The 25,601-nt window shown below is 37.1% G+C and carries 21 protein-coding genes; 10 read left to right on the forward strand and 11 right to left on the reverse strand.

Translation table 11 applies throughout. The features are described from left to right. Nucleotides 1-79: 79 nt before the first annotated feature. Together LUD75_RS07825 and LUD75_RS07830 are read left to right on the forward strand one after the other, a co-directional pair. Nucleotides 80-1,837 carry a long-chain fatty acid--CoA ligase gene (locus tag LUD75_RS07825; RefSeq protein ID WP_232705126.1) on the forward strand — a complete coding sequence of 586 codons (1,758 nt, stop codon included), beginning with the start codon at nt 80-82 and terminating at the stop codon, nt 1,835-1,837. Between the two features lie 183 nt (nt 1,838-2,020). After that, on the forward strand, nt 2,021-2,188 hold the full coding sequence (locus tag LUD75_RS07830) for a hypothetical protein (RefSeq protein WP_232705127.1): 168 nt from the start codon (nt 2,021-2,023) through the stop codon (nt 2,186-2,188). 41 nt (nt 2,189-2,229) lie between these two features. Here the strand turns inward: LUD75_RS07830 and LUD75_RS07835 are convergent, their stop codons facing one another. The 6 genes from LUD75_RS07835 to LUD75_RS07860 all read right to left on the reverse strand — a co-directional run bounded on the left by LUD75_RS07835 (nt 2,230) and on the right by LUD75_RS07860 (nt 7,562). Beyond that, nucleotides 2,230-2,424: a hypothetical protein gene (locus LUD75_RS07835; RefSeq protein ID WP_232705128.1), complete on the reverse strand. Its 195-nt coding sequence runs from the start codon at nt 2,422-2,424 to the stop codon at nt 2,230-2,232. Between the two features lie 12 nt (nt 2,425-2,436). After that, nucleotides 2,437-3,039, reverse strand: coding sequence for a MarC family protein (locus tag LUD75_RS07840; protein ID WP_232705129.1), 603 nt, complete (start codon nt 3,037-3,039; stop codon nt 2,437-2,439). Nucleotides 3,040-3,090: 51 nt separating this feature from the next. Then, nucleotides 3,091-4,827 (reverse strand): BatD family protein, encoded by a 1,737-nt coding sequence (locus LUD75_RS07845; RefSeq protein WP_232705130.1) that lies wholly within the window; start codon nt 4,825-4,827, stop codon nt 3,091-3,093. Beyond that, nucleotides 4,828-5,523, reverse strand: a complete 696-nt coding sequence (locus tag LUD75_RS07850) for a tetratricopeptide repeat protein (RefSeq protein WP_232705131.1) — start codon at nt 5,521-5,523, stop codon at nt 4,828-4,830. Nucleotides 5,524-5,820: 297 nt separating this feature from the next. Continuing rightward, on the reverse strand, nt 5,821-6,666 hold the full coding sequence (locus LUD75_RS07855; protein ID WP_232705132.1) for an ABC transporter permease subunit: 846 nt from the start codon (nt 6,664-6,666) through the stop codon (nt 5,821-5,823). Continuing rightward, the gene (locus tag LUD75_RS07860) at nt 6,663-7,562 is read right to left on the reverse strand and encodes an ATP-binding cassette domain-containing protein (RefSeq protein WP_232705133.1); all 900 of its coding nucleotides are present in this window, start codon (nt 7,560-7,562) and stop codon (nt 6,663-6,665) included. Before LUD75_RS07860 ends, LUD75_RS07855 begins: the two co-directional genes overlap by 4 nt. Nucleotides 7,563-7,652: 90 nt before the next feature. Between LUD75_RS07860 and LUD75_RS07865 the strand changes: the two genes are divergently transcribed. Beyond that, nucleotides 7,653-8,999 (forward strand): ATP-binding protein, encoded by a 1,347-nt coding sequence (locus LUD75_RS07865; protein WP_232705134.1) that lies wholly within the window; start codon nt 7,653-7,655, stop codon nt 8,997-8,999. Nucleotides 9,000-9,055: 56 nt separating this feature from the next. Here the strand turns inward: LUD75_RS07865 and LUD75_RS07870 are convergent, their stop codons facing one another. Then, nucleotides 9,056-9,949 (reverse strand): SPFH domain-containing protein, encoded by an 894-nt coding sequence (locus LUD75_RS07870; RefSeq protein WP_232705135.1) that lies wholly within the window; start codon nt 9,947-9,949, stop codon nt 9,056-9,058. Nucleotides 9,950-10,111: 162 nt separating this feature from the next. Between LUD75_RS07870 and LUD75_RS07875 the strand changes: the two genes are divergently transcribed. Next, on the forward strand, nt 10,112-11,761 hold the full coding sequence (locus LUD75_RS07875) for a peptide-N-glycosidase F-related protein (RefSeq protein ID WP_232705136.1): 1,650 nt from the start codon (nt 10,112-10,114) through the stop codon (nt 11,759-11,761). 73 nt (nt 11,762-11,834) lie between these two features. Further along, nucleotides 11,835-12,719, forward strand: coding sequence for a tyrosine-protein phosphatase (locus LUD75_RS07880; RefSeq protein WP_232705137.1), 885 nt, complete (start codon nt 11,835-11,837; stop codon nt 12,717-12,719). Between the two features lie 61 nt (nt 12,720-12,780). Here the strand turns inward: LUD75_RS07880 and ccsA are convergent, their stop codons facing one another. Beyond that, nucleotides 12,781-16,023 (reverse strand): cytochrome c biogenesis protein CcsA, encoded by a 3,243-nt coding sequence (gene ccsA / locus LUD75_RS07885; protein WP_232705138.1) that lies wholly within the window; start codon nt 16,021-16,023, stop codon nt 12,781-12,783. 314 nt (nt 16,024-16,337) lie between these two features. Between ccsA and LUD75_RS07890 the strand changes: the two genes are divergently transcribed. The 3 genes from LUD75_RS07890 (at nt 16,338) to LUD75_RS07900 (ending at nt 20,049) form a co-directional block, all read left to right on the forward strand. Then, complete coding sequence (locus LUD75_RS07890) at nt 16,338-18,818, forward strand: DNA translocase FtsK (protein ID WP_232705139.1); 2,481 nt, start codon at nt 16,338-16,340, stop codon at nt 18,816-18,818. A 103-nt stretch (nt 18,819-18,921) separates the two neighbouring features. Continuing rightward, nucleotides 18,922-19,530 (forward strand): hypothetical protein, encoded by a 609-nt coding sequence (locus LUD75_RS07895; protein WP_232705140.1) that lies wholly within the window; start codon nt 18,922-18,924, stop codon nt 19,528-19,530. Nucleotides 19,531-19,602: 72 nt separating this feature from the next. Then, complete coding sequence (locus LUD75_RS07900) at nt 19,603-20,049, forward strand: phosphohydrolase (protein WP_232705141.1); 447 nt, start codon at nt 19,603-19,605, stop codon at nt 20,047-20,049. 117 nt (nt 20,050-20,166) lie between these two features. Here the strand turns inward: LUD75_RS07900 and LUD75_RS07905 are convergent, their stop codons facing one another. The 3 genes from LUD75_RS07905 to pdhA form a co-directional block, all read right to left on the reverse strand. Further along, nucleotides 20,167-20,874, reverse strand: a complete 708-nt coding sequence (locus LUD75_RS07905) for a DUF2490 domain-containing protein (RefSeq protein ID WP_232705142.1) — start codon at nt 20,872-20,874, stop codon at nt 20,167-20,169. Nucleotides 20,875-21,609: 735 nt separating this feature from the next. After that, the gene (locus tag LUD75_RS07910) at nt 21,610-23,247 is read right to left on the reverse strand and encodes a pyruvate dehydrogenase complex dihydrolipoamide acetyltransferase (protein WP_232705143.1); all 1,638 of its coding nucleotides are present in this window, start codon (nt 23,245-23,247) and stop codon (nt 21,610-21,612) included. Between the two features lie 16 nt (nt 23,248-23,263). After that, entirely contained in the window at nt 23,264-24,268 is a 1,005-nt protein-coding gene (gene pdhA / locus LUD75_RS07915) for a pyruvate dehydrogenase (acetyl-transferring) E1 component subunit alpha (RefSeq protein WP_034978841.1), read from the reverse strand. Between the two features lie 206 nt (nt 24,269-24,474). Here pdhA and LUD75_RS07920 point away from each other — a divergent pair, with 206 nt between their 5' ends. After that, on the forward strand, nt 24,475-25,074 hold the full coding sequence (locus tag LUD75_RS07920; RefSeq protein WP_232705144.1) for a phosphatase PAP2 family protein: 600 nt from the start codon (nt 24,475-24,477) through the stop codon (nt 25,072-25,074). 12 nt (nt 25,075-25,086) lie between these two features. Then, nucleotides 25,087-25,572: a BlaI/MecI/CopY family transcriptional regulator gene (locus LUD75_RS07925; protein WP_232705145.1), complete on the forward strand. Its 486-nt coding sequence runs from the start codon at nt 25,087-25,089 to the stop codon at nt 25,570-25,572. The last annotated feature ends 29 nt before the right edge of the window (nt 25,573-25,601 follow it).

Here is a 25,601-nt window from a genome sequence, read left to right on the forward strand (position 1 = left end):
ATAGCTTTTTTTATGTAATTATTAACAGTTCGTAGCTTATGATTTAATTATATTTGCTTTGAACGTAAGCTAAAACACTATGGAAGTAAAAAGGATTTTCGACATTCCTTATTATTCGAAAACAAAATACACAAAAGACGATTATCTGTGCGATAAGAGAAGTGGAAAATGGGAAAAAGTTTCGACAGATCAGTATATCGATATTACCAATCAGCTTTCCCGGGCGCTTTTGAAATATGGCTTGAAAAAAGGCGATAAAATTGCGCTTATCACTTCTACAAACCGCGTGGAATGGTGTTTCTTTGATCAGGCGGCTTTACAGATTGGCTTGGTCACAGTTCCAATTTATCCATCAATTTCCAGCGAAGATTGTGTTTATAATCTTGAAAATTCGGATTCCAAAGTTTGCATTGTTTCGGATGAGAAATTGTTTGAGAAAATCAATTCAATCAAAAGTCAATTATCGGATTTAAAGGAAATTTTCACTTTTGATGAAGTTTCGAATGCTAAAAACTGGAAAGAACTCTTTGATCTGGGGAAAGAAAATGACAATCAGAATGAAGTTGATGCCCTTAAAAATTCAATTTTTGAAGATGAACTAGCTTCCATTATTTACACTTCCGGAACGACCGGCAGACCAAAAGGCGTAATGCTGACGCACAAAAATATAGTTTCCGATGTTCTTGGCTGCGAAGACAGAGTGCCGCACAAAGATTCAAAAAACAGAGCTTTGAGTTTTCTTCCGCTTTGCCACGTTTACGAAAGAATGATTCTTTACCTTTTTACAACCAACGGAATTTCAATCTATTTCGCTGAAAGCAATGAGAAACTGAGTGAAAATCTCAAGGAAGTAAAACCGCAATACCTGACAGTCGTTCCCAGAATGATTGAAAAAGTCTTTGATGCAATCAACAAAAAAGGGACAGAATCCGGTGGAATCAAAGCCAAGATATTCCTTTGGTCGTTAAAAGTAGCTGAGAAATACAAATTAGGAAGTTCAAAATCGTTGTCACATATCATAGCAGACAAATTGGTTTTCAGCAAGTGGAGAGAAGGTTTGGGAGGAAATCTGATCACTTTGGTTTCCGGTTCTGCGGCTTTATCCAAAAGATTAAACACGATGTTTCATGCCGCCGGAATTCCGATTCTGGAAGGTTATGGTTTGACGGAAACTTCGCCTGTGATTGCTGTTAACAGTTTTGGTCACACGAAAATCGGTTCTGTTGGAAGACCTATTGAAAACATTGATGTGAAGATCCAGGAAGATGGAGAAATCACTGTGAAAGGTCCAACTGTGACGCAAGGCTATTACAAAGACGAAGAAAAAACTAAGGAAGCTTTTACCGATGACGGCTATTTCAAAACGGGTGATATTGGAATGCTGGATGAGGATAATTTCCTATTCATCACTGATAGAAAAAAGGAGATGTTCAAAACTTCAGGCGGAAAATATGTTGCGCCCCAAGTGATTGAAAATCTGGCAAAAGCGTCGCAGTTCATTGAACAAATAATGGTGGTTGGAGATGGCGAAAAAATGCCTACTGCACTCGTTCAGCCTGATTTTGAATATGCAAAAAATTGGGCTTCAAAAAATAAAATTAACATTGGAACTTCTCCTGAAGAAATTGCCAATTCCAAGGAGCTGAAAGATGAAATCCAAAAGGAACTTGAAAAAATAAACGCACATCTCGGCAAATGGGAACAAGTCAAAAAAATAGAATTAACGCCTGAAGTCTGGACAGAAAACAACGGTTTGCTGACTCCTACTCTTAAACTGAAACGGAAAGCTGTGAAAGAACGTTTTAATGAGTTGTATGAGAAGTTATACGATCGATAAATTAATCAACGCTGGAATTGTAAAACGGACTTGCAGCCCAACTAGAGTGGGATCTCGATGTGAAATCGGGAGTGAACGGAAGGCGGAAATAGCTGCCCAAATAATTAATAAATGAATATTACGCGACAAGAGTTAATAAAAATATGCGATCGCTTTCTTGAAGATAAGATCAGTAAAGAGGAGATGATACATTTTGCAACATCTGTGATGTTCGATGATGAGGACAAATATGAATGTGAGGATGAAATAGTAGAGGAAATCCTGTCGCAATGGGACAATGTGCATACACAGCATAAAATCAATAAAAGAAGTATTGAAATTTTAAGAGATCATCTTTTGAAGATTAACTGATAAAAAAAACGTCCCGATAAAAATTTCGGGACGTTTTTGATTTATTTTTTCTCTGCCAATTTGCTCCACAAATGGAGAATGTAAACGACAATGATTCCTAAGATTCCGGATGCAATGGAAAATATGAATTTCGTATTCTCATCATCCATAAATCCAGCCTGCCAATCCAGCGCATAAAAACTTACTGCAATCGAAAAGATGAAAATAGCTAGGAATACTTTATAAAATGTTTTCATTCTGATGAAATTTTAAAAATGAATATAGTTCTGAAATAACTGTGCAAAGTTAGCAGTAAATAATTTAATAGAGATGGCCAAAAGGATAATTCCGAAAACTTTTTGCAGAACCTGTAGCGATCCTTCACCCATTTTTCTCTCGATCCAAGGTGCCAATCTCAAAACAATGTAAACTAAAATCGTATTGAGCACAATTCCGCAAATGATATTTATGTCGTGGTATTCTGCTCTTAATGAAAGCGTTGTAGTCAAAGTTCCCGCTCCGGCAATTAATGGAAATGCGATGGGAACAATGGAAGCTGCCTGTGGTTGATTTGTCTTATGGATTTCGATTCCTAAAATCATTTCGATGGCAATGATGAAAATGACAAATGCTCCCGCAATTGCAAATGAATTGACATCTACTCCAATGAATTTCAGAATGTTGTTCCCTATGAAAAGAAATGAGATCATCAGTAAGCCTGCGACAATCGCAGCTTTCTCAGATTCGATTTTTCCAAACTTCTGACGTAGCGAAACGATGATTGGGACAGATCCTACAATGTCTATCACAGCGAACAAAACCATAAAGGCCGTCATTGTTTCCCGAATCGAAAATTCTTCTAAAAATTCCATAACTTTGATTTTAAAGATTTCGCAAAAATATGAATTATTTTTGACAATTTCTTAAAGCTTGCTATAGACTTCTTCTATTTCTTTCAAAATTTCTGTTTGATTCTCTTTTGTTGAGTATGGAGAATACTTTTCGATATTGACTTTGGTAATCAATTGGTTGTACTTTTCAGACTCACCTTGTCCGAAATTAGCTTTCAAATAATCTTTGAAACTGGACGAAAATTTGGTTTTGCAATATTGGTCTGCATCAGATTTCAAATCTTCAAAGCCTTTGAAAAACTGAGCTGTTTCACCCTGATCTATTGTCTTTCGAAGATAATTGAAATGAACATCTACATCAAAGGAAACATTATTTTTCAACATTGCTTCAGTCTCAGCAATCGTAACAATGGGTTGAGATGAAATCTTTTTCTTTTCTAAATCCAGTTTTTTCTTATCCTTGATTTTTTTATTAAAATAAAGAAATAATAGGGCACCAATTCCTACAATGAAAAGATTGCCAAGGATCACAAACCAATCTATTTTTTTATGTTCTTTAATTTTCAGTTTTTGTGTACTTATCACCGGCGAATCTACCTTTTCTAAGACATTGTTGGTGTACTCGTTTACTTTTTGCAACGTTGTTTTTGCATTGGCAATGTCCTGGGCATTTACGGCATTTAACACTAAAAACTTAGATCCAACTTCCACATATTTCTCTTCTTTCGGATCGAAGTATGAAAAATCTTCGGTTGTGATTTTTAGATCGCCTCTTCTCTTTGGAATGATCACGTATTGAGCTTCCACGTCGCCCTCAATTCCATTGACTGTTGCAACAGAATTGTTGATGATTTTCGGTTCAAAGATTTCATAATCCGGCGAAGGCAATATTTTTGGAAAAATCGCAGGTGAAAGATTTCCGTTTCCGGAGACTTTTACAGAGATATTAAAGGCTTTGTTAATTTCGAAATTCTCTTTGCCCTTATCGATCATTTCGATCTTCACATCATACTTACCAACTGCATTTTTGAAATTTTCGGGTGCGCCTTCCGGAAGTCTTTTTACGCTGAGTCTTGCTTTGTTGGAAACCAAAACATTTTTGTGATTGGTAAACGGCACTTCCATCGGCGGCACATCCATGATTCCAGCTACTTTTGGAACGATAACAAACATTCCGACAATCTGCGCAGAATAGTTATTTTCAGAATCTTCGATTGACTCATCAAAGTTGGCAATAGAACGGATTGAAAGATTCCTTGCCGGCTCAAATTTAGCAGGTTCCAAATGACGGAAATTAGAAATATTCCTCGAAAATGCTTTTAAAACCACAACAGCAGGCTCATCTTTGTAAACTTCGCGCTCCTCCAACTGCATATTGAGGTACATATTTTTTGCCGGATTGTTGGTTGCCAAAGGTCTTTTCTCTGCCTCTTTTACAAAAATATCAATCGGTTCTGTTTTGTACATTTTGCCATTGATTTTCACAAGTGCAGATCCGATTTTTATATTTCCGGTTTGTTTTGGATTCAGCAAGAACTGATAAACCATCTGGTTAATCCTGATTTTTTTAACCGGATCAATCAGTGTGTTCTGCTCGGAAGAAATAGCATATTCGAATTTTGTAAGATCCGGAAGTTTCACGGGTGTTTCCTGCACAAGATCTTCACCAAAAATTTCCAGAACAACCGTAAATGTGATTGGCGTATTGACACGGGAATCCTGCGTATTAACCTCCGAATAAAGATTAACCTGAGCAAGGGAAAAGCCCGATGCTAAAAGGAATAGTATGTATAAATTTTTTCTAATCATTTACCAATCTTTCTCCTTGCTTTGCGGCATAGAGTTAGATTTTTTGTTTAAAATTCTTCGTGCAGTTTCTTTCTCCCTGTTTTCTATGTCTTTCAGGATTTGTCTTTCTGCTTCTTCTGGTATTTTATTTTCGTCTTTCTTCGGCTGGTTTGGCTTGCCTTGGTCTTTTCCCTTTTGGTTGTCGCCTTTGCCGTCTTGCTGATTCTTTTTCTGATCGCCTTTGCCGGAATCATCTTTGTTTTTCTGATCCTGATCGCCGCCTTTTCCTTTGTTCTGTTTTTGCTGATCCTTTTTCTCTTTGTCTTTCAGCATTGCAATCTCGTAATTCTTTCGGATGGCTTCATTGTAAGGATCTTGCTTCAAAGCCTGCTTGTAGTAATCTGCTGCTTTTTCAGGATTACTGGACTGGATTGAAACATTCCCCATATTGTACAATGCGGCCGCTTTTTCGTATTTGCTTTTGGTATATTTTGCAGCTTTTTCGTATTCCGCATTAGCCTCCTCGTACTTTTTGCTTTTGTAAAGCGCATTTCCCAGGTTGTAATGTGCTGTATAATTGCTATTTTTCTCGGCAATTGCTTCCAGATATTTGCTGGATGAAGCATCATATTCTTTGGCATCAAATTTCTTATTACCTTCGTAAACCAAAGCATTATAACTCTTCTGCGCAACGAGAAATTGCGAGGAAATTATCATACAAATTAGGGATAGAGTAATTCTAAAATTCATTGATACAAAATTATCCGTTTTAATGTTAAAATCAACAGTTTAAAAGTTAAAGTTGGGTTAAAAAAAAGTTGCTAAAACTCCTTTAAACAAAGCATTTTTTAACACTTTACGATCCAATTTAACATAATAAAAACCACCGAAATCAACTTCAGTGGTTTTGAACTTCATAATTAGAGTGCTATTTTAGTATTATAATTAACTTTAATTATTCTTGTATAAATTATTCATTATCAAAACATTAAATAAAATTAATTAAAGCAATATTTACCAGTCTTTTTTCTTTAGAATATAATAACTTCCAGCTATAAATATTGCGGACCAGATAAAACATGCTATCACACTTCCAACAGGATATTCGAATTTGAACTGCATTCCCAAAAGCTTTGCCATATTTGTTCTTACTAATGGATTTGGAATCAGGTTCGATATACTTTCCAAAGGCAGATAATCCGTGTAAAAAGTTTTTGTATTGAGAACTTTGGCTCGCTCTAATTCTGTAACGTGATGCTGAATACTGAATGACTCGATAAAGATCAAAATTTTCTCGACAAACCAAAACATAAAAAATCCAAGAAACACAAAAATCGATTTTCTGAAAAGAATGGATAAAAACATCAGGAAGGAAAAGAAACTAAATAACTTCAAAAAGTAGTTGAAAATAAAATAGATTTCTCTAAAAATCAATTCACTTTCCTGGGTATCAGAATAACTCTTACCCAAAGCAAAAGCCATTACAAAAACAACTAAGGTTGAAAAACCGGTGAAAATCAAAATCGTCAATAATTTGGAAAAGATGAATTCTTCCCTACTTAATCCGTCAATGAGATTTTGCTTGAACATTCTGTTGCTAAACTCCTGACAGATAGAAAATACGATAATACAACCCAGAAAAATTTTCAGCAACCCGACAATGTAAGTTGTGAAATTCCAGACGCCTGGAAAATTGTACATTCCCTGTTCTTTTAAGTTGATTTTATTTCCGAAAAGGTCAAAATCTACCAATCCTACAAACAGCAATGCGATCAAAACAATAAAGTACAAACCTGCAAAAACCTTAAAAGGCCTGTAGTTCAAATTTTTGAGATATTCTAATTTTAATAATCTGATCATGAGTTGGATTGTTTTACAAGTTCTAGGAATTGGGTTTCAAGGCTTTCTTTTTTCTTCATCAAATGAGACAGGAAAACACCTTTTTCGAATAATTTTTTATTGAGTTCTGACGCTGAAATATCTTCTGAAATCTGAGCTATGACCAAATTATCTTTTTCTTTTATGCTTGAGAAAATATTCAAACCATTCAAAGCTGTAATCAAAGCATTTGCATCATCAGACTTCAATTCAAAGAAACCTTTCGTATTGCTCATCGCATCGACTGATCCTGAATAAATGGCGCTTCCGTGTTTGAGGACAATCACGTGGCTGCAGATTTTTTCGATTTCATCCAGGAGATGACTCGCAACAATAATTGTGGTTCCGGACTTTGCAATCGAATTAATAATATCTCGAATTTGAATAATTCCTTCCGGATCAAGACCATTTGTAGGCTCGTCCAGAATCAGAACTTCCGGATTTGCGAGCAATGCCGAAGCAATTGCCAAACGTTGTTTCATTCCCAAAGAATACGATGAGAAAGCGTCTTTTTTTCTTCCCAAAAGATTGACGGTTTCCAAAACCTGATCGATTCTCTGCTCTGGAACACCTTTGATTGTCGCAACGATTTGCAGATTTTTCTCGGCACTCAAGTAAGGATAAAAGTTCGGTTGTTCTATGATTGCGCCGATTCTTTTCAAAGTTTCGGTATCAGTGCCCTCTTTTCCAAACCATTTCCAGTTTCCGGAAGTTGGATTGATAGTAGAAAGCAGCATCCCGAATGTCGTGGATTTTCCGCTTCCGTTGGGTCCCAAAAGACCGTAGACATTTCCTTTCTCCACATCGAAGGAAATGTTGTTAACCGCAATCTGTTTGAATTTTTTGGTTAAGTTTTTAACTTCCAGAATTTTTTCCATATAAATATTTGATATAAAAGTCTTAACATTGGGTCAATTGTTACTCCGATTTGTATAGTTTTTGTTAAATATCCGAAAAGATTGAAAAAAATGATTCAAAACATCACAGAGTTTTCCAAAAAATTAGACATTTCTGAAGAAAGTATCAAGCAGTTTATTCAGGATTTTGATCTCGAAATATCAGACTGTCTTTCTCCGAATCTTAATATTACACAAAATTTCGAAACTTTTGCGACAGAAAATCAGGAATTCCTGAGAAAATATGACAAAGACCTGAATGAAGAGAAAAATTCAGATCAGATTGCTGAAAAAATACATCAGCCAAAAGAAAAGGTCGAAGAAATTATCCAGAATAAAATATCAAATATTTATGACAATGGTCTTTACAAATCTTCTGTCTCTACTTTCGGAGTAGATCACCAGTTGGGTGGAGATTATCAGTTTATTTACAACTATTTCGGCAACAAGACGGAACTGAAACAGCGGGATTTTATCGGCTACCGAGATTTGTTTTTTTACATCTATGATATGCTGGAACCATTCATCAATCCTGAACAATCGAAAAACTGGGGCATCCAGAAGGCAGCAGGAATTATCGTTTACGGCCCTCCGGGAAGCGGCAAAATATTCTGGGCAAAAAGAATTGCAGAAATGATTGATTTCGAATTTTTAGAAATCCTGAAATCCAGATTAAAATCGACTTCCGAAAATGATAACAAAACAGATTTTGACAGTTATCTTTCCGAAATGCTGAAGAAAAACAAAGTCATTCTTTTCCTTGAAAATTTTGATGAAATAATGGCGCAGAGAAAGGAAAATCAAATCATCAGTTATGATAATGAGGAAGTTAAAGATTGCATTTTTCAGAATATCGAAAAATTTGAAAAGGAAAATCTTTTGATGATTGGCTCTGCAAAAGGATTAGCAGGAATCGAAACCGAAATGATTGCACCGGGAAGGTTTGATGTTTTGATTCCGATTTTCCCACCGAATTTACAGGAACGTGCCGAAATGCTGCTTTTTAATATGATAAAAAATCTCAGCGGAGAGGCGACTTTATTAAAAATTCTTAAAGAAAACAAAGCAGATCAAATTCCCTTTTGGCTAGATATTGCTGAGAAAATGAAGGTTTTTTCCAACACGATGATTGTAGATTTTACCCAAAGTCTTAAAAAGAGAATTCGTAGTTCATATCTGAAAAACAGAACTGAGAAAATTAAAATTAGCCAACCAATTTTGGAAGCTTCATTCAAAGAATCGGCATCCAAGCTGACAAATGACTATCTCAACAATGTGCAGCAATTTGTAATGGAAGCTTCGGCTAACTCGTATGACCGGTTTGGAGTAAGAATCGAAGCTTTAAAAAAAGAACTTGAAACTTACAAAGCCAAAGAATCACCAGCGAAAACTATTGGATTCAAAACCGACCAAGCATAAGAAAAGCCCGAAAATATCGGGCTTTGATTTTATAAATTGACTTTCCGAATTTCAAATTAATTTGTTTCCTCAATCTTTTTCGAAACAGCCATCGATGTTACTAGATCATTTAGCAAAGAACTTGCTGCCGTCGGGGAATTAGGCAACAAAACAAGATTTGACCTGTTATTGGCTCCAATCGAATGCAAAGTATCGTAATGCTGAGTCACAACAATCAAAGCTGAGGCTTCGTGCGCACTGATTCCGGCTGCATTCAGCATTTTTACAGATTCTTCCAGACCTTTGGCGATTTCTCTCCTTTGATCCGCAATCCCTTGTCCTTGAAGTTTTTTAGATTCAGCTTCTGCTTTTGCAACAGCTACTATTCTGATTCTTTGTGCTTCGGATTCGTACTCTGCAGCTGTTTTTTCACGTTCTGCAGCGTTGATTCTGTTCATCGCATGTTTTACCTGGTCGTCAGGATCAATATCTGTTACCAAAGCTTTAATGATATCATAACCATAACTCTGCATTGCTTCCTGCAATTCGGCTTTCACCGCAACCGCAATATCATCTTTTTTTAAGAAAACATCATCTAGTTTTAATTTAGGAACTTCCGCTCTCACTACGTCAAACACATAAGACGTAATCTGATCGTGCGGACTTTCGAGTCTGTAAAAAGCATCCGCCACCTGATTTCTAATCACCTGAAACTGAACAGAGATTTTCATTTTTACGAAAACATTGTCTAGCGTTTTGGTATCAATCATCACATCCAGCTGTTGAATACGCAGATTCATTCTTTTGGAAATCTGATCAATAAATGGAATTTTCAAATGCAAACCAGCGTGCCTCGCCGAATGAAACTTACCCAAACGTTCCACAAGTGCTGCAGTCTCCTGTTTTACTGTGAAAAATGATGCGAAAAGGACAATGAGTCCAAAAAAGATAAGGATTCCAACTAAATACATAATTTGTTATTTTTCTTAAAGATAGCTTTTTTCTCAGAAAACTACAAACTAAACCCAACATTAATCATTCTTTAAATATTAAAACTAAAACTTATAAATTTCATATTCAAATCCCATTATTAATAAACAATTTGTTAAATTTGTCTTAATAATAAATCTAACATGAAGAAAAAACTATTTTTTGCAGCTGCAGGACTACTTACGAATTCATTTTTCCTGGCTCAAAACGTTTCCGTTTTTAATGATGTGCCGTTTTACAGTATGTATCATTATCTTGGCGAAGGTCAAACAATGCCGCCAGAAGCATTTTCTCAAATTCCAGCCGGGGCGATCAGACTTCACGCTTACGAGCAGGACATCATTTCCAGAAAACTGACTGAGGCAGAAATCGCATCCATCGGAAGCAGCGTCACGATGAACATCAAATTGATCGCAGCTTGTGATAATTACGACAGAATTGCCGGAGTTAATTTGGTTCTTGTTCCGAAGGGAAGTACGGCTTACACTTTCAATCAGGCTGACATCAAACGGATTGAAATCGGGCGTTTCATCACGCCTTTTATGAATAAAAATGCGACGATAAAAGAAGTGCCTTACAGCTATAAAGTTGATAATATTTCTAATATTCTTCACGATTCTGCTCTATCGGCTATTTATGATTTCTGGATTGAGTTTCGTGCAGATGGATATTCAGCTGCTGCAAACACTCAGGTCGCCGGTTGCGCAGACAGAACAGACGTATTCCGAGGAAATTTGGAATTTGTTTCCACTGGAACTGCTACTCCGGCACAGAATTTCTTTTTGCCTATTTCTTACCGGGACAATCTTAACAACTACAATGCAACCGATGTTCCGGGACAGACTACCAGGTTGGTAACGTTCACCTTAGACCAGGCTGTTCCGAATGCTGTTCTGCATTTGACAACTTCAAATCACGGATCCAATACAAACGGCGAAGAATATGTGAAGAGAGTTCACAATGTCTATCTGGATGATCAATTGGTACATCAATATATTCCGGGCGGAAAAAACTGTGAAGATTTCAGACAATATAATACGCAGGGCAACGGAATCTATGGAACGACGGCGAAAACTTTAAGAGGCTGGATCTCATGGAACAACTGGTGTCCAGGCGATGTGATCCCAAATCGTGAAGTGAACTTAGGCAATCTTTCTGCTGGAACACACACGATCAAATTAGATGTTCCTACCGCTGTTTTCGCAGCGCAGCAAGGTTATTTTCCAATATCTATGTACATTCAGAATCAAAAAAGTGGCGAAGTTATTTGTGCTGCTCCTTATGATTTTAAAATTACAAATCAGCTGAACACAACCGTAGACATTTCCTGGAAAGAAAAAGAGAGTGCTACACAATGGCAGACACTTTGGGGAAGAAGAAATGTTTTCACGGCGGCTGGCGGAGAAGTTTATCGTGATATTTCTAACGAACCAAAAGATTCTCGAAGTGATCTTAATGTCAACTGGATCTACGAAATGTATGTCAAATCAAAATGTTCAAACGACCAAAGCAGTGTTTGGTACGGACCACTTTACTCTACTCAGATAAAATTGGGAACCGATGATATCGAAACTAAGAAAATATCTATCTATCCGAATCCAACCAAGGATTTTGTGAATATCGACACGGCTTCGAAAATTTCAAAAGTGACTATTTTTGCAGTAGATGGAAAACAATTGTTGGAAGATTCTACTACGAAAATCAATGTTTCAAAATTACCGGCCGGTGTTTACTTAATGAAAGTAGACTTTGCAGACGGAAAATCATCGACACAGAAAATTGTAAAACAATAAATTTCTCATTAATAATAACTAAATTCCTGCTTAGAAATAAGCGGGAATTTTTGTTTCCGAAAAATATGCCTTTATGAATAAGCGTTTTGATGTAATGAAGCATTTTGGATTTTTGACGATTGGCTTGATCGTCGTTTCGTGTAAAACTCACGTGGCTTCTCAACCGGAATTTTCTGATCTGACTAATACAAATCAGATTGAGATTAGGAAAGTCAATAACTTCAGATTTTTGGGAGGACTTAAGAATTCGGAAGGAAAAATCTTGAGAGACAGTTTGATTTACAGAAGTGGGAATCTTCATCAGTTAAAGTCTAACTCTTTTGAAGACTTCGAAAAGCTTAAGATCAATAAAGTCATTGACCTTCGGACAAAACAGGAAATCTCCAAAGAAAGTGATCATTTGCCGAATCATATCATTTACAAAAACTATCCCGCCTTTGAAGATAAAAATGATGAAATGAAGAAAGCTAAGAAATTAGCTTTGAAAGGAAAAATCACGAAAGCTGACGCGGACATAAGAATGCTGAAATTCTATACAGATTATGTCTCCGAAAATCCGGAAGTCATCAAAACAATCATTACAGAAATTCTAGAATCTGACCAACCTATACTCTACCATTGCACCGCAGGAAAAGACAGAACCGGAATGATCACAGCTTTGATTCTGAAGATTTTGAAATTTGATGATGCTGTTATTTTTGATGAATATCTGGTTTCTAATGATCTTCAGAAAAACGTCATCAACAATCGATTGAAACTGGCGAATACTTTTCATTTTGTTTATCCAAAACTGGATATTGGCGTTGTGGAAAAAACCAGCTGGATTGAGCGTAATTATCTTCAGGCTGCGTTTGATGAGATTGATAAAAAGTACGGATCAATAGATCATTATATCAATCAGGTTTTAGGAATTTCGGAGGAAGAACGGAAAATTTATATCACTAGATTTTTGAAGTAAATTAAAAGAGCAATTCAAAATATGAATTGCTCTTTTTAAATATTTAAATTTCTTTATTTGATTAAGGCTCAACCTGCGTTCTTTCGTCACCTTTGATATGAAGATCGTTGTGCAGTTTTTTATATTTGAACCAAGCTGCAATCGAAAGCGCAACCATGTAGCCAATACTCACATAAACCCAAAGCGGTAGCGGAATAGGATCTCCCTTCGCGTAGGAATGCAATCCTGATAAATAATAATTCACTCCGAAATACGTCATTACCATTGAGCAAAATGCAAACATTGTCACGACGTGGAAAGTATATCGTCCTCTCAATCCAGGAACCAATCTCATGTGGATTACAAATGCGTAAATCATAATTGAGATGAACGCCCAAGTTTCTTTCGGATCCCAGCTCCAGTAACGTCCCCAGGATTCGTTTGCCCAAATTCCGCCTAAGAAGTTTCCGATTGTTAACGCTAAAAGTCCGATATTAAGGGACATTTCGCTCACGATGGCTAATTCTTTCAGCGTGGTATCGTTGTGTCTTTTGAAAGTAGTTTTGTTGGCAATGATATAGAAAATCAATGAAATCATGGCGATCAGCATTGAAAGTGAGAAGAATCCATAACTGGATGTAATGATCGCCACGTGAACCACCAGCCAGTAAGATTTCAGAACAGGAACTAGCGGTGTAATCTGCGGATCCAATGCAGAACCGCCGTGTGCAAATCCCATCATAATCACTGCTACCAAAAATCCTGCAGCAGGAATCAAAGTATTTGAGTTTCTATATAATGCAAATCCTGCCGTAATCCCAACCCAAGAAATAAAGATGATCGCTTCATAACCATTACTCCAAGGTGCGTGTCCGGAAATATACCATCTTGCTACCAATCCTAAGAAATGAAAAACATAACCAACGGCACCAACGTAAATCAATGCTTTTATTATGTGATTAAGAATCTTTGTAGGTTTGAACAATGCTATAAAACCTAAAACCAAAAGCAATCCTCCTATCAGCGTATAAAAAATCAACAATTTGAAGTTGATATCCAGCTTGTTTATCAAAACCTCCAATTGCACTTTATCTTCAGAAGGCACCACATTTTTGCCCCATTTCTGCTGATATTCTTCTACTTTTTTTAGTTCTGCATCTGCTTTTGCCCAGCTTCCGCCTTGAGTCGCCAAAAGAACGCTTGACAAATATGGTCCTAAAACTGCCTGTGCATTTTCATCCGGCTCAAAATTCGGTGTCATTACAGAACTCCAGGTGTGATTGGAATCGTTTTTAACCGGAACTGTTCTGAAATATTGGTAAGACATAATTCCATTAAGAACCTGAACTTTGTCGTTCAGTTTGATAACAGCCTCGTCGTATCTTGTTCTTTCAGACGCTTTTTTACGGAAGGCATCGTTGTAATCATCTTCCAAAACAAAACGAAGATTGCCATTTTTATCAGCTGGGAATAATTTGATTAAACTTGTAAAACCTTCATCGGTCGCTCTTGTTTTGGCACGAAGATCTTTTCCTACTTTACCTGCTGTTTCAATTTTGATGATATTGACTTGCGCCCAAAACATCGGATCAATTGTCGCTGCAAGAAACCACTGATTGGCATCCAGATTCTGAAATTTGTCTCTGCTTGTCAGTTTATGAAGAATGTCAATTGCCTGAGTGTTAGACGGCACAATACGGCCTTCGTAATTCTGAACCAATAAATAAGCAAATTTATCGGCGTGCTCTTTACTGATTTCGATATTCTTTACCATTGCATCCGCATCAATCACTGCCGGATTTTTGTTTGGCGATGTGGGTTGAGCTTCGGCGTGAGAATGGCCTTCGTGGCTTCCGTCTTTTCCGTGCATATCGATTTCCTGAGCATTAAGTCCGAAACTTAACAACAGTAAAAGAACGGCTGCGGCTTTTTTCCTGCTGATAGTTTTCAGCATCTGGTTCAGACTCCAGAATCTGGAACCTTTCCAGAACATCGTCACAAACATCCCGATAAATAAGAATGCATAACCGATATAACTGATCAAAGTTCCCCAGAAATCGTGGTTGACAGAGAGCACAGTTCCTTTTCTGTCAGGATCAAAACTGGCCTGGAAGAATCGGTAACCTTTATAATTAAGAACGTGATTCATATAAATATTGTAAGGCGTTTCTTTGCCTTCGTCCACTATTTTTACGTGGGATTCATACGCTGACGGAGACGAACTTCCCGGATAGGTTTCCATCACGAATTTTTCCAGTTTAAGCGCAAAAGGCTGCGTGAAATAAATCTTTGGTCCAAATCCCAGCATAATATCTAAACCATCCACTTTGATCTGTTTGTAATTATTTGGATTTCCTTTTTCTACTACAAGATCAACCAATTGTTTGGTTTTCGGTCCTGCAACTTCTACTCGAAGAAGATCCGGAACGTCTTTGTCTTTTTGTTTATCACCTTCGTAAGAGACTAATTTTCCAATCTTCGTTCCTTCGGGAATTACCAGTTTTAATTGATCAATGGTGTAAAGACTTCTAAGAACCAAAGGTTGAAATTCATCTTTAATAGTTGTTCCCGTCGCTTTTGTTGCCATTGTCATAAAAGCGGCATCCAAAGGTGTTTTGATGAAAAGCTGTCCGTCTTTCTTCTGGAATTCAACGGCGCCGTCGATTGCAGTTCTGTTGTAACTTACCAAAGTTCCGTTGATATTCTGAACATCGCCTTCACCCAAATAAATATTCTGACGGCCGCCCATATCACTCGTAGAAACCAGGTGAAGATATTCTTTGCCAGCTCCGACCACCAAACTATCTTTCTTCCTCTGAATATAATCCACAGCTTTCACAACAATTTTTTCTTTGCCCAAGAAATCATAAGTGGCCTGAAAATCGTAGTGAAGAGGCGACATCAGGTAAGGCACATCGTGGTAATTCTGCTGCTCACCTTTTTCTTCGATTTTGATTTTGAAGAAATGTTTATCGGTCACAATTTCGTTATTCGTTTCGCCTTCACGGATGTGCATCGTCCCTTCAAAACTGATGTATCGTGTGATTGCACCGCCAATAAAAATTAGGATAAAAGCCAAATGGAAAACCAGAATCGGCCATTTTTCTCTTCGGAAAAGCCTGTAACGGCCAATGTTTCCAATGAAGTTTAATATTAATAAAAACATCACGGCTTCAAACCATTTTGCTTCGTAAATAAGGGCTTTTGCAGTTGGAGTTCCGTAATCGTTTTCGATAAAAGTGGCAACCGCCATAGAAATTGCGAAAACCAGCAACAGAAGCGCCATTGTTCGCGTAGAAATAAGAATATCCTGAATCTTTTTCATAGGTAGATATCTACTGTTTTTATATCAAATGTCATCGCCAATTGTTATTTATAAGAATCAAAGTTCTGGCGATTTCATTCTGAAATTTATAGTTTACAAAAATAAGGATGATAAACCACAACGGCATCAAAAAAAACTGTTTTTTGTCATTTTAAAAGACGCCAAGCTTATTTTGAAACATTCTTAATAAGCGGTTTTTGACTGGAAATTAGATGGGTAAAATTTTTATCATTTTAAATAATTTAAAAATATCCATTAACAATTTATATGACTGATAAAAAACATTAAATTTGCATCTATTGTCGATTTTTAAAATGAGTAAAGAAGAAATAAACACAACTGCAGGAAGCAAAATCATCTCCAAACCAAGAATCATTTCAGGTATTATTTTAGTAGTATTGTCAGTCGTGCTGGCACTTTCTTTCGTGTCTTATCTGATGAACTGGAAAGCCGACCAAAGCCAGGCCGGAACTATGGCGGACAAAAGCGTCGTTTCCTCCAACCTTTTTGGAAAAATCGGTGATTGGCTGGGGAATCTTTTCATCTTTGAAAGTATTGGTGTTGCGGCTTTCATCGTTGCATTTTTGTTTTTGGTCTTTGGAACTTTAATTTTCAAGAAAACTTATTTCAAACCTTGGAAAACCATTTCGCACAGTTTGTTTTTCATTTGCTGGCTGCCGATTTTCTTCGGGGCAGTGACGAATGGTGAAGGTGTTTTGGGTGGTGTTTACGGTTACCAGATTATGGATTATCTTAAATCTTACATCGGTTCCGTTGGACTTTGGATGGTACTTTTGGTAAGTTTTGCTTTGTATTTTGTTTTGGAATTTAACCTGAGACCAAGTTCGATTAAGAATAAACTGAATGACATTAATGATAATACGTTCGGCAAATTAAAAGGTTTGATGCCGGATTCTGATGAGGAATTTGAGGCTGATGAAGAATTGGAAAATCAAATCAAGACTGAAAAATTAGCAGTCAACGAGCCCATTTTGAAAACAGAGAATGATTTTGGCAATATTAAAGTAACACAGGATTTCGAGCCAATAAAAACGCCTAACAAAACAACTTTTGTTGAAGATATTAAGGAAACTCAGCCGGAACAAATTGTTCTTTCCACGGAAGCTCCAATTCAAAAACCGATTGTTGAAAAGCCGATTTTTGATATTCCTGCCGTAAAACCTGCTGACGATATCACCTTAAATATTGAAGTTAAAAAAGAAGAAGTTTACGTTCCAAATGCCGAGCAGCAAAAATCAGACGATCTTGTAAGCAAACATGGTTTGTACGATCATAAATTGGATTTGGCTAAGTTCCAAATGCCGTCAGTCGATCTTTTGAAAGATTACGGAAACGAAGAAATTACCATCAACCACGACGAACTTGAGGAAAATAAAAACAGAATTGTTGGATTGCTAAAAACCTTCAACGTTGGGATTTCTGAAATAAAAGCGACCATCGGTCCAACAGTTACACTTTACGAAATCGTACCGGAAGCCGGAATCAGAGTTTCAGCAATTAAAAAATTACAGGACGACATTGCCTTGAATCTTTCCGCATTAGGAATCAGAATCATTGCGCCAATGCCAGGAAAAGGAACGATAGGAATCGAAGTTCCAAGAAAAAACCCTACGATGGTTTCTATGAAATCCGTGATCGCTTCTCCGAAATTCCAGACTGCGGATATGGATCTTCCAATCGTTTTTGGAAAGACCATTTCCAACGAGGTTTTCGTGGCCGATCTTGCAAAAATGCCCCACCTTTTGATGGCTGGAGCAACCGGACAAGGAAAGTCTGTTGGGATTAATGCAATCCTGACTTCTTTAATTTATAAAAAACATCCGAGCGAACTGAAATTCGTAATGGTGGATCCGAAGAAAGTTGAGCTTTCTCTATATTCAAAAATCGAAAGACATTATTTAGCAAAACTGCCTGACACAGAAGATGCGATCATTACAGACAATGCAAAAGTGATCAATACTTTGAACTCACTTTGTATCGAAATGGATCAGCGTTATGACCTTTTGAAAAATGCATTTTGTAAAAACATCAAAGAATACAACGCCAAATTCGCTCAGAGAAAACTGAATCCAGAAAACGGACACCGATATTTGCCTTACATCGTTTTGGTAGTCGATGAGTTCGCAGATTTGATTATGACTGCAGGAAAAGAAGTTGAACATCCGATTGCACGTTTGGCACAGTTGGCAAGAGCGATTGGAATCCACTTGATCGTTGCGACACAAAGACCTTCCGTAAACGTCATCACAGGTATGATCAAGGCGAATTTCCCTGCGAGGATTGCCTTCCGTGTAATTTCGGGCGTTGATTCCAAGACTATTTTGGATTCGCCTGGAGCAGAGCAATTGGTTGGACGCGGTGATATGCTTTACTTCAACGGAAATGATCTGACCCGTTTGCAATGTGCCTTTGTAGATACGCCTGAAGTGGAGAGAATTGCTGAATTTGTAGGCGAACAAAAAGGTTATCCCGACGCTTATCTTCTTCCAGAATATTCCAGCGACGAAGGAAGTTCAACAGTTGGCGCCTTCGACCCGAACGAGAAAGATCAGCTTTTTGAAGATGCGGCAAGAATCGTCATTTCGACACAACAGGGTTCAACATCAATGCTTCAAAGACAATTGAAATTAGGGTACAACAGAGCCGGAAGAATTATGGATCAGCTGGAAGCGGCTGGTGTAGTTGGCGGTTTTAATGGTGCGAAGGCGAGAGAGGTTTTGATCTCCGACCTTGGTTCTTTGGAAAGGTTGTTTGATGAGTTGAAAGGGAGGTAAATGAATTTAACTTAATATATTAACGCTAAAAATAATTAGCGTTTTTTTATTTACAATTTTTTTTTTGAGATATTGAGAATAAAAATTTAAACCAATTTAAAAAATGAAAACAGTAAAATCAGTCTTAGAAAATGCAGAAAACACTTTATATACAGCTGAACTAGGTTTAAAAATGTATCAAGATTCGAGTTCATCAAAGGATAAAATGGCAGGACTTAGAAATTTAATTGTATTTGGTAGAGCAGTAACAAACGTTTTACAAAATCTAAAAAATTTAGTTGTAAACTTTGAAGGTTGGTATAATCCAAAAGTTGAAGAAATGGGGAAAGATGCAATTTTAAAACATTTTTATCAAATGCGTTCTGAAGTTCTAAAAGAAGGAGATATAAAGTTTGCAAGTAGTGTACAATTTAATAATTTTAATTCAATGGAATTTGAAAAAAAAATTGAAAGCATTCGTCCTCCAAACGCAAAGTCCTTTTTTATTGGAGATGAATTAGGCGGCAGCGGATGGAATATTGAAAATGAAGATGGCACAATCGAAAAATTTTATATTAACATTAATGAACATTTAGATGTGGAGTTAAATTATAAAATTGAACTTTACAATAATAAACTTGATTTACCTACTAAAGATATTCCTGAAGCAGGAATATATTATATAGAATACTTGAAAAATCTTTTAAATGAAGCAAAAAATACATTTTTATAAACAAAACACAAATTCTGCATTTCTTTAAATTTCATTTCTTTAATAATTCCGTTTAAAACTACAAATTAACCAATGTCCACACACGAACTCCTCTACAAAGCCATAAAAATAGCTACCAAAGCACACAAAAAACAAACCGACAAATACGATGCGCCTTACTTAGGACACGTTTTCCGCGTGATGAATGCGGGAAAGACCATCGATGAAAAGATTGTTGGCGTACTGCACGATGTTGTGGAGGACAACCCAGAATTTCCATTAGAATTTCTCCGAGAAAAAGGTTTTCCAGAACATATTCTGGAAGCCGTGGAATGTCTGACAAAACGTGAAGAAGAACATTTGGATTATGATGCTTTCGTCGCAAGAATCGAGAAAAGTCCATTGGCGATTGCTGTTAAACTGAATGACCTGCGCGACAATATGGACCTCACAAGATGCACTGCATTACTAGAAGAAAAAGACTTGAAGCGCTTCAACAAATATCTGAAAGCCTATCTTTATCTGATTGAGAAATATTAAAATAAACCACATAGGCGCATAGATTCTCTTAAACGTCATAATAAAAAGGTCAAATAGATAAGTTTCTATTTGACCTTTTTTTGCTATGTGCCTTTGTGGTAAAAGTTTTTAGAATTTCTAATCCACCATCGGGATCACAAAATCCTTCTCATCATCCGTAGCATCAATCGTAAAATTGAGTGCAAAATAGAGAAAGTGAAAATTATCGTTACCTTTCAAAGCAAATTCCCGCTGAAACATATAACCCGAAGTCACAGACAGACTATTATTAAACTGATATCCAAAGCCGGCAAAAGTCCTGTTACGTTTGAAATTCGGATCCACAGGCCCAAGGAAAATCTCCTCAAAAGCATTCACGAAGAAGGTTTCCTCCTGCACCTTATCCTTATTGATCGGCAAAGTCGCGCTCAATCGGTACCGGAAACGGTTCGCCTTGGTATGTTCGCCCGTTTGGCTGGCATAGAAATAGCGCTGCTCTGCCCTACCCCTGTGATCCAGCTTCAACTTTCCAAGCCTCTGCGTAAAAGTATATTGTAGCCACATCCGGAATTCCTCCTGAGAGATTTTCATTTTTTCATAAGTTCCGTAACGTCCGGCACCAATAAAAACCTGATTGTTTTTTGTGATATTGTAGCCAATTCCACCCTTCGTCTCATAGTAGTCGATGATCGTATAATCCCGTCTGGCTCTCGTCTGCAGCTCTACATACGCCATCCATTTCGGACTCGCTTTGAACGTAAAAGACATCATATTGAACCCCGACAAATGATCTTGTCCAAACACCAAACTTCCTACGAAAAGAAATAAAAAACTGAGCTTTTTCACGGCACAAATATAATCAAATCCCAAATTGAAATGCTAATTATTTGGGCGTAACCCTTTGTTTTTGCTCAGAGGTTTCTCCATTTTTATCGAAAGTTTCCAATCAGCAAAAAACAAGCGGGTCGGGCTGTCCGTTCATATCTTTTTGTCCCAAAGATTTCCATCCAAATTGAAATATATCCAAAGACAAAAAGGATAACCACTTCCATCCCTTACGCAGGTTTGCGTTTCAAAAACACATAGGCTATCAAATTTCTTTTTATTAGAAATTCTACCATTAGTATAACAAAAATGTACCACTCCTACGGAGCGGAAATTGCTCGATCAAAATTTTCTACAAACATATTGCTCCTACGGAGCGTTTTAATATTGCAATTTAAAGTAGAAAGATTGAGCTTGTTTAAATTTCGTCAATTACTCTCTGTGGGTTGGGGAAATAATTTTGATGAAATTTTCAAGGTATTTTTCCACCATTTAGTTATGCGCGAAAGAAAAACGTTTTGAAAATTTTATTTTTGAATCATTTTTAAATAAGCTCTTATAATATATATAAAAATCAAAGCTCCGTAGGAGTGAAATGCTTGTAGAAATAAATGCACCCGAAAAGTAAACAAACTCCATAGGAGTTTAACTTTTATCAAAATCTAACCTTAAAATCTCATCCTTCAAACATATTGATAAACAAAAAAAACCTTTCAACAGAATTGAAAGGTTTTATAAAATATTTCGAACAAGTTTTTATCCTAATAAAAGCGTCAATGGACTTTCGAGGTAAGTTCTCAACGTTTGTAAGAACTGAGCACCTGTTGCTCCATCAATTACTCGGTGGTCACAAGCCAATGACAATTTCATTGTGTTTCCAACAACGATCTGTCCGTTTTTCACGATCGGTTTCTCAACGATAGCTCCTACAGATAAGATTGCAGAATTCGGTTGATTGATGATCGATGTAAACGTCTCGATTCCGAACATTCCAAGATTGGAAACGGAGAAAGTAGAACCTTCCATTTCGTTAGCTTTAAGCGCTTTTGTTTTCGCTCTTCCAGCCATATCTTTTACAGATGCAGAGATGTCATTGTAAGACATAAAGTCTGTATTCTTCAATACCGGAACTACCAATCCGTCCGGAACAGCTACTGCTACCCCAACGTTGATATTCCCGTGGTGGATGATCTTGTCACCTGCCCAAGAAGAATTCACTTGCGGATGTTTTCTAAGTGCTACTGCAACCGCTTTGATCACCATATCGTTAAAAGATACTTTGGTATCCGGCACAGCGTTCATTTCTTTTCTCGCTTCGATCGCTTTATCCATGTTGATCTCAACAGTCAGATAATAATGAGGTGCAGTGAATTTACTTTCACCCAATCTCTTCGCGATGATGTTTCTCATTTGAGAATTCACAGTTTCAGAATCTTCTCCTGGCGTGAATGCTACGCTTGGCTGAGCAGAAACCGCTTTCGGCGTTGAAGCTGCAGCGGCTGGCTGAGCAGACGGCTGATAGTTTTCAACATCCTTTTTCACGATTCTTCCGTTCTCACCAGAACCTTTGATAGCTGAGAAATCAACACCTTTATCTTGTGCAATTTTCTTGGCCAAAGGAGAGATCGCGATTCTTTCTCCTGTAGAAGATGCAGCTACTGGAGCTTCTTCTTTTTTATCTTCAGTTTTAGTTTCGGTTTTTGCTTCTGCTTTTGGAGCAGCTGCTTTTTTACCACCACCGGAAACCACACCAGAAACGTCCGTTCCTGCAGGGCCAATGATTGCCAAAATCTTATCTACTTCCGCAGCGTCACCTTCAGCAACACCTTGGTATAATAAAGTTCCGTTCACTTCAGATTCGAAATCCTGAACAGCTTTGTCAGTTTCGATCTCAGCAAGGATGTCACCTTCTTTTACAGTGTCACCAACATTCTTTTGCCATTTTGCAACTTTCCCTTCGGTCATTGTATCAGAAAGACGTGGCATTGTGATCACCTCAACACCTTCAGGCACTTCGGCTCCGCTCGTTGAGTCGGTGCTTTCAGTTTCTACATCTGTAGATTCGCCTTGCGTTTTTGATTCTTCTTCAGATTTGCTTTCAGCAGCAGCGTCTGGTTTTGCACCTCCGCCATTGGTCAAAGAAGAAATATCTTCTCCTTCTTTACCGATGATTGCCAAAATAGAATCTACTGGTGCAGCATTTCCTTCCTCTACTCCTACGAATAGAAGTGTTCCGTTGATCTCGGATTCGAAATCCTGAACTGCTTTATCTGTTTCGATCTCTGCAAGAATATCACCTTCTTTTACAGTGTCACCAACTTTTTTGTGCCATTTTGAAACTTTGCCTTCCGTCATCGTATCCGACAATCGGGGCATCGTAATTACTTCTGCCATAATTTTTTTTATAAAATTAATTATTTTCTAATTTGTTGATGAATGGATAATCCGGAGTGGAATATACATAGTCATAAAGAAGATTTGCATCTGGATATGGAGAATTCTCCATAAACTCTACACATTCTTCTACAAACTCTCTTGATTTTTCTTCCAAAGCGTCCAATTCTTCTTGGGTCGCCCAATTGTTATCAAAGATTCTTTGTTTCACAATCTCGATCGGATCTTCCAATTTGTATTGTGCCACTTCATCTTTTGATCTGTAAGGTTCAGCATCCGACATTGAGTGACCTCTGTAACGGTACGTTCTAGCCTCGATGAAAGTTGGCCCGTCTCCTCTTCTTGCTCTTTCGATCGCTTCGTAAGCAGCTTCCGCCACTTTCTCAGGATCCATCGCATCTACAGGAAGACAAGGCATTTCATATCCTAATCCTAATTTATAAATATCTTCGTGGTTGGCAGTTCTTTTCACAGAAGTTCCCATTGCATAACCGTTGTTCTCACAAACGAATACTACAGGAAGTTTCCAGTTCATTGCCATATTGAAAGTCTCGTGAAGCGCACCCTGACGTACAGCACCATCACCCATAAAACAGATGTTTACCGCTTTTCTGTCAAAATATTTGTCACCGAAAGCAATACCTGCTCCCAAAGGAATCTGACCTCCAACGATACCGTGACCACCATAGAAACGGTGCTCTTTGCTGAAAATGTGCATAGAACCTCCCATTCCCTGAGATGTTCCTGTAGCTTTTCCACAAAGTTCTGCCATGATTCTTTTTGGGTCAACGCCCATCGCCATTGGGTGGATGTGACATCTGTATGCTGTGATCATACTGTCTTTGGAAAGGTCCATTGCGTGGGTAAAACCTGCCGGGATGGCTTCCTGACCGTTATAAAGGTGTAAGAAACCTCTGATTTTCTGTTTAAGATAAAGAGAACGGCATTTGTCTTCAAACCTTCTCCACATCGTCATTTCTTCATACCATTTAAGGTAGACTTCTTTTGAAAATTCTTTCATTGTAATTTCGAAATATGTAGCAAAAATAAGAAAAAAATATTTCTTTATTGTATGCATATTATCATATTTTTTTGAGGAATAGAATCCTTTACTCCAAATTAATATTCAAAATTGCGCAATCGATTGCATTATCACTGAATTTAATTCAAATCGGCAGGTTTGCAGAAAATGATAAATGTTGTATATTGAACTCGAAATTATTCTGAATGGAAATCAAAAACCCTCTTATTCTCAGCCTGTCGAAAGTGATTTCGAACTTCTTCAACCCGTTGGTTTCTCTGGTGATTTACTTTTTTTATTACAGCTACAAAAATTACACTTGGGAAGAAGCGTCGAAAAAGTTTTTGCCGATTCTGCTTCTATTAATAATTCCTGTCGCACTTTGGATTTACAGAAATGTAAAGAATGGAAATTACACCAATATGGATGTTTCCAACCGAAAGCAGCGGCATTCGCTCTACATCTTCATTATTATTGCAACCGTGATTTTCTTAGCCGTAGATTTTTATCTTCATAAAGAAATGGATTGGGCAATTTTTATGCTTTGTATCTTATTAATATTGATGCAGGTCAGTAATTTCTTCATCAAAAGTTCTATGCACACGAGTCTCAATATTTATGTTGCGGCTTTGTTTTTTACGATAGAACCTGCAATTGGAATTTTCTGGTTTTTCTTATCCATATTAATCGGTGTTACCAGAGTGATTCTTAAAAGACATACGCCAAAAGAAGTTTTGTCCGGCGGAGCAATCGCCATTTTTGTATCTTTAATTTATCTCGTAATGGTAAACGCCATTATTTTCTAAAATATTTATTTTATGATTTTACAACCATTAACGCCTTCTGAAGAAGAAATAATGCAGCTGATCTGGAACAAAGGTCAAATTTATTTCCGTGAACTGATGGATATCTATCCAGAACCGAAACCTCATCAGAATACAGTTTCCACATTCTTGAAAATCTTAGTAGAAAAACATTATCTGACAACGGAAAAGCAAGGCCGAATTTACCTTTACTCTCCATCGATTGTTTTAGATGAATATAAAAAATTTGTGTTAAAAAGATTCTTGGAAAACTATTTTGATAATTCCGGAAGCGAATTGCTGAAAGTTTTGGTTGATGAAAAATATGTAAAACCACATGATTTTGAACAGTTTTCTGACGGCAAGCCGAAGAAGATTTCAGCAAAAGAAAATGTCGAAGAGAATCACATTCAGGAGTTCATTAAAGAAATTACCGGAGAGAAAAAATCTAAGAAAAAAGATAAAAAGGAAAATAAAAAATCGAAAAAGAAGAATAAGTAACTTTATCCATTAACCAAAACACAAAACAT

It is taken from the genome of Epilithonimonas sp. JDS (assembly GCF_021261315.1).
Taxonomy (GTDB): Bacteria; Bacteroidota; Bacteroidia; order Flavobacteriales; family Weeksellaceae; genus Epilithonimonas.

Excerpts from the sequence above, each read along its gene's own strand:
- LUD75_RS07835 (WP_232705128.1), bottom strand. The coding sequence starts at position 2,424 with ATGAAAACATTTTATAAAGTATTCCTAGCTATTTTCATCTTTTCGATT.
- LUD75_RS07920 (WP_232705144.1), top strand. The coding sequence starts at position 24,475 with ATGGAAATCAAAAACCCTCTTATTCTCAGCCTGTCGAAAGTGATTTCG.
- LUD75_RS07865 (WP_232705134.1), top strand. The coding sequence starts at position 7,653 with ATGATTCAAAACATCACAGAGTTTTCCAAAAAATTAGACATTTCTGAA.
- LUD75_RS07880 (WP_232705137.1), top strand. The coding sequence starts at position 11,835 with ATGAATAAGCGTTTTGATGTAATGAAGCATTTTGGATTTTTGACGATT.
- LUD75_RS07845 (WP_232705130.1), bottom strand. The coding sequence starts at position 4,827 with ATGATTAGAAAAAATTTATACATACTATTCCTTTTAGCATCGGGCTTT.
- LUD75_RS07910 (WP_232705143.1), bottom strand. The coding sequence starts at position 23,247 with ATGGCAGAAGTAATTACGATGCCCCGATTGTCGGATACGATGACGGAA.
- LUD75_RS07925 (WP_232705145.1), top strand. The coding sequence starts at position 25,087 with ATGATTTTACAACCATTAACGCCTTCTGAAGAAGAAATAATGCAGCTG.
- LUD75_RS07870 (WP_232705135.1), bottom strand. The coding sequence starts at position 9,949 with ATGTATTTAGTTGGAATCCTTATCTTTTTTGGACTCATTGTCCTTTTC.
- LUD75_RS07875 (WP_232705136.1), top strand. The coding sequence starts at position 10,112 with ATGAAGAAAAAACTATTTTTTGCAGCTGCAGGACTACTTACGAATTCA.
- LUD75_RS07855 (WP_232705132.1), bottom strand. The coding sequence starts at position 6,666 with ATGATCAGATTATTAAAATTAGAATATCTCAAAAATTTGAACTACAGG.
- LUD75_RS07860 (WP_232705133.1), bottom strand. The coding sequence starts at position 7,562 with ATGGAAAAAATTCTGGAAGTTAAAAACTTAACCAAAAAATTCAAACAG.
- pdhA (WP_034978841.1), bottom strand. The coding sequence starts at position 24,268 with ATGAAAGAATTTTCAAAAGAAGTCTACCTTAAATGGTATGAAGAAATG.
- LUD75_RS07900 (WP_232705141.1), top strand. The coding sequence starts at position 19,603 with ATGTCCACACACGAACTCCTCTACAAAGCCATAAAAATAGCTACCAAA.
- LUD75_RS07830 (WP_232705127.1), top strand. The coding sequence starts at position 2,021 with ATGATACATTTTGCAACATCTGTGATGTTCGATGATGAGGACAAATAT.
- LUD75_RS07840 (WP_232705129.1), bottom strand. The coding sequence starts at position 3,039 with ATGGAATTTTTAGAAGAATTTTCGATTCGGGAAACAATGACGGCCTTT.
- ccsA (WP_232705138.1), bottom strand. The coding sequence starts at position 16,023 with ATGAAAAAGATTCAGGATATTCTTATTTCTACGCGAACAATGGCGCTT.
- LUD75_RS07850 (WP_232705131.1), bottom strand. The coding sequence starts at position 5,523 with ATGATAATTTCCTCGCAATTTCTCGTTGCGCAGAAGAGTTATAATGCT.
- LUD75_RS07825 (WP_232705126.1), top strand. The coding sequence starts at position 80 with ATGGAAGTAAAAAGGATTTTCGACATTCCTTATTATTCGAAAACAAAA.
- LUD75_RS07895 (WP_232705140.1), top strand. The coding sequence starts at position 18,922 with ATGAAAACAGTAAAATCAGTCTTAGAAAATGCAGAAAACACTTTATAT.
- LUD75_RS07890 (WP_232705139.1), top strand. The coding sequence starts at position 16,338 with ATGAGTAAAGAAGAAATAAACACAACTGCAGGAAGCAAAATCATCTCC.